This is a genomic window from Sphingomonas sp. AP28 (assembly GCF_056680455.1).
In genome coordinates this window covers 1,142,780-1,154,599 of record NZ_CM155283.1, presented here as the reverse complement: position 1 = coordinate 1,154,599, position 11,820 = coordinate 1,142,780, and the positions used below count along the sequence as shown (strand labels likewise).

General features: G+C 66.0%; 12 protein-coding genes. 8 read left to right on the top strand and 4 right to left on the bottom strand.

Going from position 1 to position 11,820, the window contains the following annotated elements:
* Positions 1–94: 94 nt before the first annotated feature.
* Complete coding sequence (locus tag AC1MH0_RS05205; RefSeq protein ID WP_480965000.1) at positions 95–445, bottom strand: hypothetical protein; 351 nt, start codon at positions 443–445, stop codon at positions 95–97.
* 142 nt (positions 446–587) lie between these two features.
* On the opposite strand from AC1MH0_RS05205, the gene AC1MH0_RS05200 reads away from it, so the two are divergent.
* The 7 genes from AC1MH0_RS05200 (at position 588) to AC1MH0_RS05170 (ending at position 9,830) form a co-directional block, all read left to right on the top strand.
* Positions 588–737 (top strand): hypothetical protein, encoded by a 150-nt coding sequence (locus AC1MH0_RS05200; RefSeq protein WP_480964999.1) that lies wholly within the window; start codon positions 588–590, stop codon positions 735–737.
* 224 nt (positions 738–961) lie between these two features.
* Positions 962–4,366, top strand: a complete 3,405-nt coding sequence (locus tag AC1MH0_RS05195) for an autotransporter domain-containing protein (protein ID WP_480964998.1) — start codon at positions 962–964, stop codon at positions 4,364–4,366.
* A 200-nt stretch (positions 4,367–4,566) separates the two neighbouring features.
* Positions 4,567–5,037 (top strand): MarR family winged helix-turn-helix transcriptional regulator, encoded by a 471-nt coding sequence (locus AC1MH0_RS05190; protein ID WP_480964997.1) that lies wholly within the window; start codon positions 4,567–4,569, stop codon positions 5,035–5,037.
* Positions 5,034–6,443: an efflux transporter outer membrane subunit gene (locus tag AC1MH0_RS05185; protein WP_480964996.1), complete on the top strand. Its 1,410-nt coding sequence runs from the start codon at positions 5,034–5,036 to the stop codon at positions 6,441–6,443. Before AC1MH0_RS05190 ends, AC1MH0_RS05185 begins: the two co-directional genes overlap by 4 nt.
* Complete coding sequence (locus tag AC1MH0_RS05180) at positions 6,440–7,603, top strand: EmrA/EmrK family multidrug efflux transporter periplasmic adaptor subunit (RefSeq protein ID WP_480964995.1); 1,164 nt, start codon at positions 6,440–6,442, stop codon at positions 7,601–7,603. Before AC1MH0_RS05185 ends, AC1MH0_RS05180 begins: the two co-directional genes overlap by 4 nt.
* Positions 7,604–7,877: 274 nt before the next feature.
* A complete protein-coding gene (locus AC1MH0_RS05175) occupies positions 7,878–9,422 on the top strand; it encodes a DHA2 family efflux MFS transporter permease subunit (RefSeq protein WP_107953850.1) in 1,545 nt (514 codons plus the stop codon).
* Between the two features lie 135 nt (positions 9,423–9,557).
* A complete protein-coding gene (locus AC1MH0_RS05170; RefSeq protein WP_480964994.1) occupies positions 9,558–9,830 on the top strand; it encodes a hypothetical protein in 273 nt (90 codons plus the stop codon).
* On the opposite strand, the gene AC1MH0_RS05165 is transcribed toward AC1MH0_RS05170, so the two are convergent.
* Together AC1MH0_RS05165 and AC1MH0_RS05160 are read right to left on the bottom strand one after the other, a co-directional pair.
* Complete coding sequence (locus AC1MH0_RS05165; protein ID WP_480964993.1) at positions 9,827–10,879, bottom strand: lactonase family protein; 1,053 nt, start codon at positions 10,877–10,879, stop codon at positions 9,827–9,829. The genes AC1MH0_RS05170 and AC1MH0_RS05165 overlap by 4 nt on opposite strands.
* Before the next feature lie 48 nt (positions 10,880–10,927).
* A complete protein-coding gene (locus tag AC1MH0_RS05160; protein WP_480964992.1) occupies positions 10,928–11,056 on the bottom strand; it encodes a hypothetical protein in 129 nt (42 codons plus the stop codon).
* 143 nt (positions 11,057–11,199) lie between these two features.
* On the opposite strand from AC1MH0_RS05160, the gene AC1MH0_RS05155 reads away from it, so the two are divergent.
* The gene (locus AC1MH0_RS05155; protein ID WP_480964991.1) at positions 11,200–11,475 is read left to right on the top strand and encodes a hypothetical protein; all 276 of its coding nucleotides are present in this window, start codon (positions 11,200–11,202) and stop codon (positions 11,473–11,475) included.
* A gap of 22 nt (positions 11,476–11,497) precedes the next feature.
* Here AC1MH0_RS05155 and AC1MH0_RS05150 read toward each other — a convergent pair whose 3' ends face one another.
* Complete coding sequence (locus AC1MH0_RS05150; RefSeq protein ID WP_480964990.1) at positions 11,498–11,773, bottom strand: hypothetical protein; 276 nt, start codon at positions 11,771–11,773, stop codon at positions 11,498–11,500.
* Positions 11,774–11,820: the final 47 nt, after the last annotated feature.

Genomic DNA, 11,820 nt, shown 5'->3' with positions numbered 1-11,820 from the left:
CGCCCCAGGCCGGTTATTCCGTGCTGGCGGTACCGTGTTGTCGGGCAGGCTAGCGGTCAGGCGGGCGGGCCCGGCTAAAAGTCTGGCCGGCGGGTCAGGCGGGACCGTCGCTTTCGTGGACGCTCGCGGCCCGGCGCAGGAACATGTTCATGCGATCGACCGCGGAACGGGTCAGCGATATCGTGCCGCCCTCCGAATAGGGCTCGATCTGCGCATCGGCGACTAGGTGCGCGATCCAGCGCTCGCCTACCGCCGGGGGCGTCTTGGTCAGCGCCATCAGGTCGGATGCGGTCACCGCCTCGCCGCTGGCTTCGGCGACGAACAACCGCAACATCATGTTCCAGGCATGTTCGTCGAATATTTCGCTGGGGAAGATCTCGCCGCGCATGCCGCGCACAGTGAGGAGGTTTTCTGCAGTGCGAGCCGATTCGGTGTCGATTGCCATGCGTTAACATGACATATCGCGGTTTCGACGCGCTACCAAAAACGGCAGCAGAAACGCCGGAATTCTGCGGCTAACACAGGTTAAAAGATGTCGGCATAACCTGGCGTATTGCGCGGGATCGCGCTAGCCGCGAACACGAGGCATGGGCCCCGATACCGACGACACCCGGATCCTGCGCAGCGCCATCGAACACGCCTTGGCTATCGCCGACGCGCAGCAGCGATACCTGTTGGCTGCGTTGTTGGCGCATTGCCTCGACGAACTGGCGGACAAACCCCCGGCAAGTGCCTGACCGTTCGCGGAAGAACAGCGCAAGCTCGGGATTTGCGGCGACCGCGCAGCGCAATATCGGACGGCCAAAACCGGCCCCGCGGTGACAATTATACAACGTTCGATACACAATGTTACAGTCGCGTGATTGCCGCGTAGTCATTGATTGCGTTCCCAAAATGGTCTGCATACCCTCTCCAAATTGGCGTACGTCTTACAGCGGGCGGCGCGGACAAGGGGTTGAATGTGACGATTATAGCTACCTCGCGCATGCGCGGCGCTCGTACTGGATCGCGCCCCGCACGTGTGACGCTGCTGACCTCGACGGCGCTGCTCGCCGCGGCGGCCCTGCCATCGATAGCGGCTGCACAGGATCGCCTGCCGATCCTCGAATCGATCGCCTATGGCAGCGCGCTGAACCCCGCCGATGTCTTCTCCGAACCGAACATCGTAATCTCGGCGCCGGGCACGCCGACCACCGCGCAGGACCCCGGCAACGGCGTCAATGGCGTCGGCCAGATGACGATCTCGTCAGGGGGCGGCGGCGTCGGCTTGTGCACGGGGACGCTGATCAATCCGCGCACGGTGATCTTTGCCGCGCACTGCGTGAACGAGAACGCTGCCGGCACTGGCGCGCAGAACCCCTGGGGCTATGGTGCGCAGGGCGGCGGCATCCCGATTGCGTTTGGTTTCCAGCAGAACAACCGTCCGGCCCTGCTCGACTGGTTCCTGCCGACGACTGCGACCGGCGCAGTCAACACGCAACAGTACAAGACCAACACCGCCAACTTCCTCTATAACGTCAACCAGGTCGTCTATAACGCCAACTCGCTGAAGCTCGGGCTGGCGCAGAACTTTCTGCAGGGCGACGTCGCGATCGCGACGCTCGATACGCCGGCGGCAAACGTGCCGACCTGGGCGCTGCTGCTGTCGGCGCTGCCCGCGCCTGCGACGATCGGCGACACGACCGGCACCGGCTATCACGTCACGATCACCGGCTATGGTCGCAACGGCCAGGGTGGCACGCTGGTCGGCGACACCAACGGCGTCGATTACCGGCGTCGCATCGCTGAGAACACGATCGGCATCCTCGGTTCGTTCGACGACCTGAACGGGTTCCTCTACGGTGAGACCGGCGGCATGCCGCAGAACCTGTACCAGCTCGATTTCGACGATCCCCGCCGGGGTACCGCTGCTGCGAGCCCGTATGATTTCAACGTGTTCAAGGACGCCCCGCTGGCCAAGGAAGGCACGACTGCGGGTGGCGATTCGGGCGGACCGCTGATCCTCGACCGCACGTTTGCCAAGCAGGTGGTGATCGGCGTCCTATCGGGCGGCAACCGCTTCTTCGTCCAGACACCGTTCGGGGCCTATGGGACGGCGAGTTTCTACCAGCCGCTCTATCTGTTCGCGGACTATATCGCTGCCAACAACCCCTATCGCTACGCCCAGGCCAAGACCGGCGACGGCCTGTGGACCGATGCGTCGCACTGGGTGACCGCGCTCGATCCGAACTACCAGATCATCGTCGACGGCAAGCTGGTGAACGGCGTTCCGACCACGGTCGGTGCGGGCATCGCCGGCGATGGCAACAAGTTCGGCCAGATCTGCTTCCAGACCGACTGTCTCGATGTGAAGACCGGCGTCGAGACGATCGACGGCGTACCGGTGGCTAACGGGCCACGTCCTGCCGCCGGACCTGCGCTGGCGGCGCTGTCGCCGACGCTTGCCAACGGCCTGCCGGGCGCGAGCAATTTCGTGCCGAACAACATCGACCCCGATCGCACGACGCAGCGTAGCGCACGCTATTACGACGTCACGCTGTCGGCGGCCGGTACGACCACGCTGAACTCGGCGGTGACGGTCGACAAGTTCACCGTCGCGGGCAGCACGGCCAAGCTCGCCGTGACGTCGGCCGGGTCGCTCACCAGCCTGATGACGATCAACCAGGTGACCGGCGTCGTCCAGAACGACGGCGTGATCTCGACGCCCGGCGATTACTTCATGCTGGCGGGCATGCTGACCGGCTCGGGCCGGATCAACACGCCGTTCTTCACCAGCGTCGCCGGGATGATCGCACCCGGCACGACGGGGACGATCGGCACGCTGACGATCGGCGGCAACGGCGTGCTCGCCTCGGGCACCAACCTGCTGATCGATCTCGGGCCGAACGGTACGTCGGACAAGCTCGCCTTTGCGGCGACGACGTTCAACGCGGCGGGCGTGGCGACCAACGGCATCGCCAATCTTGGCGGTCGCGTCGGTTTCGCGCCGGTCGCGGGTCAGACGATCCGGTACAACGACCTCTACACGATCGTCACTGCGCAAGGCGGCATCACGGGTTCGTTCGCGGCTGCGACACCGCTCAGCGCGATCCTGACGCCGAGCTATGTCTACAGCGCCAACGCGGTGCAGGTCCGGATCCTCGCGGGTCAGTATCGCAACGTCGTGGCCGCGACGCCGGTGCAGTCGGCCTATGCCGGGCTGCTCGACCAGAACCGTTCCAACTATGCGGCGCTGAGCAACGTCTATGGTTCGCTCGACCTGCAGAACGCGGCGACGATCCGTTCGACGCTGGAGGGCCTTGCGCCGCGGGCCGAGACGCTCAAGTCGAGCCTCGGCGTCGCGTCGATCGACACGATGTCGCGCTTCTATCGTGATCACATCGCGCAGATCGATACGCGTGGCGGGCTCGGCGGTACGCTGGCGTTGATCGGCAAGCCGGTCCAGGTCGCGTCGCTGATGGCGAGCGACCTGCCGGGCGGGCAGGACACGATGAGCGACTCGAGCGGCACCGTATTGCAGCAGGGGCGCCTGCCCGACGACATGAGCGGCTTCATCGCGGGCGGCTATATCGACGGCAAGAGCCGGTCGATGCCGGGGACCAATCCGTTCGGCGGGCATGACAAGTTCGACGGTTACTTCGCGGCGGCCGGTCTTGAAAAACAGGCAGGCGAGGGCGGCGTGATCGGCTTCTCGTTCTCGTACACCAACACCGACGGCACCACCGGTGGCATCGCGCAGCGCGCCAAGGGCGAGCTGTTCCAGGGTACGCTGTACGGCAAGCTGGAGACCGCATCGGGGATCGTCCTCGATACGCAGTTCAGCGCAGGCGCGTTCGTCGCCAAGACCGATCGCACCGTCGGCTTCGTCGGCACCAGCTACCGCCTGCGCGGCACCGACAACGCGTTGACCGTCGTCAGCGAGGTCGGGCTCGGCAAGGCGTTCGACCTGTCGATGCTCAAGGTCGGCCCGCGCGTGTCGATGCGCGCGAGCCATATTGGCTTCGGCAAGTCGATCGAGACTGGCGGCGGACCGGCTCTGTTCGTCGATCGCGACAGCTTCGACAGCCTGCAGGGTCGCGCCGGGCTAGTGCTCAGCGGCAGTGGTTCGTTCCGGCCTTATGCCGCGGCGAACTACGTCCATGACTTCCAGTCGACGCCGGGCGTGTTCGGTGCGAACTTCGTCGGCGGGATCGGTCCGAACGCACTGTTCGGGCTGGCCGGGCAGGACAAGAACTGGGGCGAGATCAGCGCCGGGCTGACGCTGGTCGGCGACAGCGTCGACATCTCGGTCGGCGCCGACACCACCGTCGAGCGCAAGGACGTGTCGAACCAGTCGTACAAGGGTTCGATCAAGTTCCGCTTCTGATCGGGGGCGTTTAGATCGTTGGAATGGCGAAAGGGTCATCCGCTCTTGCGGGTGGCCCTTTTCGTATTTCCGGCCGAGCCTGTGTGAGATTCGGGGGGCCGAGCGCTTTCGAGGCGCGTCTATCCACCAGTCCGCCGTCCTCACGTCAACATGCAAAACGCGCAATTGACTGCCTGGGCAATGGTTGCCATGGCAACGATATGGCGTTCTACACCAAATCTGAATTCGGGCCGGACTGTTCGCTCGGTTACCTCGCGCGGCGGATCCATCAGATCGGGCAGAGCCTGATCGAGCCGGTGTTCGCGGCGGAGGGTCTGTCCGGGACGCAGTGGTCAGCGCTCATGTCCATCCTCGCAGGCCGGGCCGCGACGTGTGCCGACCTCGCGCGGGATCTTTCGCACGACAAGGGTGCGACGACTCGGCTGGTCGACGCGATGGAGCATAATGGTTGGGTCACGCGGTCGCGGGCGAGCGACGACCGGCGCGTGCTGAATCTCGAACTGACGGCCGACGGCAAGGCGGTCGCGATCCGGTGTCGCGATAAGATCATCGAATACTGGAATAGTCTGCTGACGGGCTGGGACCGGGCCGAAATCGAGAAGCTGATCGAACTGATGCAAAAACTCCGCACGACGCTGGACGACGCTCTGACCGAAGGACGCCGCGCATGAAGATTGGCACTGCCCTGGCCCCGATCACGGTGGCGGGGCTGCTCGCGGGATGCGCGATCCCGGCGTCGAAGACTGTCGTTGAGCCGGTATCGGCCACCGCGCTCGGGCTGGCGCCGGATGCGGCGCCGGTGATCGCGGCCGACTGGTGGCGGTCGTTCGGCGATCCGCAGCTCGATCGGCTGGTGCGCGATTCGGTGGCGGGCAGCCCGTCGCTCGATGCGGCGCTGGCACGGGTCGCGCAGGCGCAGGCGGTGCTGTCGACGCGGCGTGCCGACAATGGCCCCGACGTGACGCTCGATGCGCAGGAGCAACTTGCGCGGTTGAGCGGTCGCTACACGATCCCGCCGCCCTATGCCGGATCGACGCGGTTCGTCGGGTCGACCGCGGCGAACCTCAGCTGGAACCTCGATCTGTTCGGGCGTCAGAAGGCCGCGATCGAGGGCGCGCGGGCGTCGGTGCGCGCGGCTTCGCTCGACGTAGCGGCGGCGCGGATGGCGCTGTCGGGGGCGGTCGTGCAGACCTATATCGATCTCGAACGCGCCGAGGCGCAGGCGGGGATCGCGCAGCGGACGATCTCGACGCGCCAGAATTCGCTACGGCTGGTGAACGTGCGGATCCGCAACAACCTCGCGAGCAAGCTCGACGCACAGGCCGCGACGACTCTGCTGGCGCAGGCGCGCCAGGCGTTGCTGCGCGCGCAGGCGGCGCAGGTGCTCGCGAAGAATGCGCTGGCGGCGCTGGCCGGGCGTGGTGCGAATTATCCGGCGACGATCGGTGCGACCGCGTTGCGGCTCGATGCGGCGCTGCCGTTGCCCAAGACCGTGCCCGCCGACCTGCTCGCGCGACGTGCCGATATCGCGGCGGCGCAGGCGCGGATCGAGGCTGCGGCGGCCGGGCGTCAGGTTGCGCGGAAAGCGTTCTATCCGAACGTCAATCTGGCGGCGCTGGCGGGGTTCCAGGCGGTCGGGCTCGGCAATCTGTTCTCGCTCGATGCGGGCACGGTCGGCGTCGGGCCGGCGGTCCATCTGCCGATCTTCGACAATGGCCGGTTGAAGGCGGACCTCGCGGGCGCGACCGCGGCGCTCGATCTGGCGACCGCGGACTATAACGACCGGGTGATCGGCGCGGTGCGCGAGGCGGGCGATGCGGTGGCGCGGATCGGGGCGCTCGACGCCGACCGGCAGCGACAGCGCGAGGTGGTGCGGGGCTATGCCGAGACCGGGCGGCTGAACGCGATCCGCGTGTCGAGCGGCCTCGATAGCCGGCTCGATCTGGTCGACAACGACGTCCGCACGCTGGCCGCCGAACAGGCCGATGCCGACCTCGCCGCCGATGCCGCGCAACAGCGCGTGCAGCTCGTGCTGGCGCTGGGTGGTGGTTATGATTTTCAGGGGATGACGCGATGACCGATACGCAAACGCCGGCGCCCGCCGCGGCTCCGACCGGCAATCCGCGCGCACGCAAGCGCGCGCTGACGATCCTCGGTGTGGTCGTCGTGATCGGCGCGATCGTGTGGGCGGTGTTCCACTTCCTGCTCGCCGCACCCGAGCAGGAGACCGACGATGCCTATGTCGCGGGCGATATCGTGGCGATCACTGCGCGCGACCCGGGGCAGGTGACCGCGATCCATGCTGACAATACGCAGGTCGTGAAGGCGGGCCAGCCGCTGATCGACCTCGACGCCGCGACCGCGGATGTCGGTGTGGCGTCGGCGGAGGCGGAACTCGCACGGGCGGTGAGGGCGACGCGGTCGGACTTTTCTAAGGTGAACGAGACCGGGGCCGCGGTCGTGCAGGCGGAGGCCGAACTGGCGCGGGCGCGGAACGATCTCGCGCGCCGTCGTGGGGCGGCAGCGGAAGGCGCGATCTCGGGTGAAGAACTGAGCCATGCCGCGGACCAGGTAAAGGTGGCGAGCGCGACGCTGCAACTCGCGCGCAGCCAGCAGGCGCAGTCGAAGAACGGCGTCGTCGGCACCACGGTGTCGAACAACCCGGCGGTGCTGGCGGCGATCGCGGCGTATCGGCGCGCGGCGATCACGCGGAGTCACATGCACGTGGTGGCGCCGATCGATGGCGTCGTGGCGCAACGGACCGTGCAGCTTGGGCAGCAGGTTTCGGCGGGGCTGCCGCTGATGGCGGTGGTGCCGCTCGACCGGGTCTGGGTCGATGCGAACTTCCGCGAGACTCAGCTGCGCGATCTGCGGATCGGCCAGGCGGCTACGGTGACGGCGGACATGTACGGAGATGATTTGGTCTATCACGGCCATGTCGTCGGGTTGGGTGCGGGTAGCGGCAATGCGTTCGCGCTGTTGCCGCCGCAGAATGCGAGCGGGAACTGGATCAAGATCACCCAGCGCGTGCCGGTGCGGATCGCGCTCGACAAGGGTGAGCTGCGGCGCAATCCGTTGCGGGTCGGGCTGTCGGTGAACGCGATCGTCGATACCGCGGACAAGTCGGGGACGATGGTCGGGCGGCCTGCGGTGGCGGCGTACAAGGGGCTGGCGACCGGGCAGGGGGATGCTGCGGTCGATGCGAAGATCCGCCAGATCATCGCGGCTAACCGGTGATGATTTTGCGGTGGCCATTACTCCGGTGCGGTCCTGCTCTCCTTGTTCTCCCGCGAAGGCGGGAGCCCAGTCTGGGTCCCCGCCTTCGCGGGGAAACAGGGAACGGGCCGTCTGCTTTGTTGGGGCCACCACCCCGGCGGAGGCCGGGGCCCAGTTGGAGAGGTGGTCGTAACGGCGCGCTGCCTTCCGTTAGGCTCGTCCCCCAACTGGGCCCCGGCCTTCGCCGGGGTGGTGGCGTGGTCGAGGTTCACCTTTGCGAACGGAGTGCCACCTGATGGCAGCCCCCTCCGGCGCCGGTCCCGCCCCTCTCGTCGGCGGCTCGCTCGCCCTCACCGCATTCGCGCTCGCGCTCGGCACCTTCATGCAGGTGCTCGACACGACGATCGCCAACGTCTCGCTTCCCACCATCGCCGGCAATCTCGGCGTTTCCAGCGACAACTCCACCTGGATCGTCACCGCGTTTGCGGTCGCCAACGGAGTCGCGGTGCCGCTGACCGGGTGGCTGATGGGCCGGTTCGGCGTGGTGCGGACGTTCTGCGTGTCCGTCTTCCTGTTCACGATCGCATCGTTCCTGTGCGGGATCGCATGGGACCTGCCGTCGCTGATCGGCTTCCGCATTCTCCAGGGCGCGGTATCCGGGCCGATGATCCCCGGCAGCCAGGCGCTGCTGATCGCGATCTTCCCCGTCCACAAGCGTTCCACCGCGCTCGGCATCTGGTCGATGACGACTCTGGTCGCGCCGATCATGGGGCCGATCCTGGGCGGCTACATCTCCGACAATTACCACTGGAGCTGGATTTTCCTGATCAACGTGCCGTTCGGGATGTTCTGCGCGTTCGTGTGCTGGAACAAGCTCGGCAAGCGCGATACGCCGACGCGGAAGCTGCCGATCGACCAGGTCGGGCTGATCCTGCTGGTGATCTGGGTCGGGGCGCTGCAGATCGTGCTCGATCTCGGCAAGAACGACGACTGGTTCGCCGCCGACCGGATCGTCATCGCCGCGGTCGTCGCCGCGATCGGCTTTGTCGGCTGGATCATCTGGGAGCTGACCGACGCCAACCCGGCGGTGAACCTGTCGCTGTTCAAGAGCCGCAACTTTACGATCGGGACTATCGCGTTCTGCCTGGGTTATGCGGTGTTCTTCGCCAACACGCTGCTGCTGCCGCTCTGGTTGCAGACGCAGCTCGGCTATACCGCGACCTGGGCGGGACTGGTCGCCGCACCCTCGGGCGCGGTGGCGGTGATTCTGACGCCGTTCGTGGCCCGACTCAGCGGCAAGATCGACGCGCGCATCCTCGCGACGGTCGCGTTCGCGTCATTCGGCTACTCCTATTACCTTCGCTCGGGCTACACGACGGGCGCGAGCTTCTACGACCTTATGCTGCCGCTGATGGTGCAGGGGATCGCGATGAGCACGTTCTTCCTCGCGATGCTGACGATCTCGCTCGACCGTATCCCGGCGGAGCGGCTGCCGTCGGCGACGGGCATCTCGAACTTCGCGCGCATCACCTCGGGCAGCTTCGCCGCGTCGATCATCACGACCGCCTGGGATCGGCGCGAGACGCTCCACCAGAGTCGGTTGTCGGAAGCGATCGGCACCGGTTCGCCCTACCAGATGGCGCAGGGTGCGCTGACGCGGATGGGGCTGACCGACGTGCAGGCGGCGGGTGCGATCACGCGGCAGATGGTGGCGCAGGCGTATCTGCTCGCCTCGACCGACCTGTTCCGTATCTCCGCATGGCTGTGCTTGGCGATGGTCATCATCGTGTGGTTCACGCGACGCGCGAGCCCTCCGCAAGGGCCGATCGCAGCGGATTGATCGCTCCGGTTGTCGTTTCTGACCACCGGCGGACCGTCGTACGATTGCCCGCCGATTGAAACGTTATCGCAACAACTTGGCCCCTAACGGTGGCTTTACCAGATACGAACTGCCTGTGGGGGGCCGGCTACCATGATGACCAAGAACACCGTTTTGCGGATCGCAGCCGCATGCCTTTTGTCGAGCGCGGCGGCAGTCTGGGCCGGTACGCCGACGACCTGCATCCAGTCGATCAGCACGCCGCGCCTGGTCTGCGACGAAGGGGCGTGCGTGCGTGTCTCGGTCAAGGAATTGTGCGACGCGGTGCGCGCGTCCTATCCCGTCAAGCGCCGTGCGGTGAAGCCCATCCGCATCGACGACAACCCGGTCCGTACCGAACTCACGCTGCTCATCGCCAGCGTCAGCTAAGCGACGAAGGCGAACGCGGCGCCGGGGACATGTACCGCGAAGTCGGTCGGAGCAAGCGTCCCGTCCGGCAGGATATCGAGCATCGTCACGCGCTGATCGCGTTCGTGGACGACGATCATCCGATGTTCCTCTTCCAGCACCATGAAGAAGCGCGGCGATGCGCCTCCGCTGGCGATATGCTGAAGGAGGGTGGGATCGCCGCCTTCGTTCAGCGCGAAGACCGCGATGCTGTCATGGCCGCGATTGGAGACGTACAGCCGGTCGCCCGCGGCATTGGTACCGATGTGCGCGATGATGTTTGCGCCGTTCCAGCCTGCCGGAAGGGTAGAAACGGACGCGCGGGGCTTCAGATCGTGACCCACGACGGTCAGCGCGACAAGCGTGCTGTCGAGTTCGCAGGCGAGATACGCCGATTTCGGGTGCTGCTCATGGAACAGCAGGTGTCGTGGCCCCGATCCGGGCACGGCCTTAAGCGCGGTGTACGGCTCTCCGACTGTTGCCCGTTCCGCGTCGAATGCGAAGGCGAGCACTTCGTCGGTGCCGAAATCCGCAACATACAGGAATTGGTTGTCGAGGCCAAAGCCGACCCAGTGCGCGTGCGGCGATTGCTGGCGTTCGAGATCGGGGCCGCTACCGCTATTGGCGCGCACGGTCGGCTGGCCAATCGGCAGCCCGCTCTGCGGATCAAGCCGGAACAGCGAGACGCTGCCACTAGCGTAGTTCGCGACCGCGACGCAGGTTTGCGTGCGATCCAGCGCGACGTGGCACGGTGCTGCACCACCGACCGGGACGTGCGCCAGCCGGAGCCAGCCCGAGGCGGTGCGACGGTGGACGCCGAGCGCGCCGACGTCCTGCTCGTCGACCAGGTAGTGGAGATCGAACCGCGACGAATATGTGCCGAACGATGCGTTGCGTGCATCCGGATACGGAGCGCCAGCGGAGCCGGTTCTGCTGAGAGGATAGACGCCTACGCCGCCACCGCCGGCATAGGTGCCGATCCAGACCGATCGTGAGGTTTCAAGATCGGAGCGGGTGTCGGGAGGAGTCATGTAACGGCTCCTAGCCGCGGTCGGCCCGTCGTCGCATCCCAATTCGGATCAGCGTTCGAGCAGCGCGATCAGCTGTTCGCGGTACAGCAGCGCCAGTCCCTCATGCATCTGCGCGATGATCGGGGTCGGCGCACGCATGGCCAGCACGGACTGATCATCCATACGGCGTTCGATCACGGAAGGGTGCGGCAGGAAGTCCATAATGATCGCGATGCGCCGGCAAAGTTCCGGCGGGATTCCGCGACACGGTTAACGCCGGTAACCGCAGCAAGACGTGGATGTTTCGCCAGAATTTTCGAAGGCTGGTATTGGCGTCGGCGTTGCCCTACCGCGGCGCGATGGGCGATCTGGATAGACTGGTACCTTCGGGGATAATCGAGCAATGGGTCTATCACCTGCGACGACAGCGTTCGCGGGCGAGCGACGCGATCTGGCTGATAGACCAAGGGTTTACCCTGCATGACGGGCAGGATGGTATCCCGTCGCACGACGCCACCGCGCGCTGGCGGGCGGAACAGGAAACCGTGGTCGAGGAAGTGACCGCGTTGCTTGCGCTCTACGACAAGATCAACCTCGGCAAGGCCGACATCGCCTGACATTCCCCGGTCGGATGGGCCGCTATCCGACATCACCGTAGCTCCTGCGGATCAGGTCGCCGGTCTGCTCCAGCGACACGCTTTGCGGTGGTTCGGCATCGGGCATTTTTGCGACCAGTTCGGCGGTCGCCGCGAGTTGAAGATGTCGCTCGCTGAGTACCCGATGCGCGGTATATGCCGCGTCCGAGCGCGCTGAAGCTGCAAGTACCCGTTCCTGCGCGGCCCGGTCTTCGTGATACGAGACACGATCACGCCACGCTGCGGCGTTCGTCTCCGTCTGTTCGATGTCGTCAGTCATACTGCGGTCCGTTCGTCGTCAGACTTGATCTACTTTAGTTGCTCCTT

Excerpts from the sequence above, each read along its gene's own strand:
- AC1MH0_RS05205 (WP_480965000.1), bottom strand. The coding sequence starts at position 445 with ATGGCAATCGACACCGAATCGGCTCGCACTGCAGAAAACCTCCTCACT.
- AC1MH0_RS05180 (WP_480964995.1), top strand. The coding sequence starts at position 6,440 with ATGACCGATACGCAAACGCCGGCGCCCGCCGCGGCTCCGACCGGCAAT.
- AC1MH0_RS05185 (WP_480964996.1), top strand. The coding sequence starts at position 5,034 with ATGAAGATTGGCACTGCCCTGGCCCCGATCACGGTGGCGGGGCTGCTC.
- AC1MH0_RS05170 (WP_480964994.1), top strand. The coding sequence starts at position 9,558 with ATGACCAAGAACACCGTTTTGCGGATCGCAGCCGCATGCCTTTTGTCG.
- AC1MH0_RS05190 (WP_480964997.1), top strand. The coding sequence starts at position 4,567 with ATGGCGTTCTACACCAAATCTGAATTCGGGCCGGACTGTTCGCTCGGT.
- AC1MH0_RS05200 (WP_480964999.1), top strand. The coding sequence starts at position 588 with ATGGGCCCCGATACCGACGACACCCGGATCCTGCGCAGCGCCATCGAA.
- AC1MH0_RS05165 (WP_480964993.1), bottom strand. The coding sequence starts at position 10,879 with ATGACTCCTCCCGACACCCGCTCCGATCTTGAAACCTCACGATCGGTC.
- AC1MH0_RS05150 (WP_480964990.1), bottom strand. The coding sequence starts at position 11,773 with ATGACTGACGACATCGAACAGACGGAGACGAACGCCGCAGCGTGGCGT.
- AC1MH0_RS05175 (WP_107953850.1), top strand. The coding sequence starts at position 7,878 with ATGGCAGCCCCCTCCGGCGCCGGTCCCGCCCCTCTCGTCGGCGGCTCG.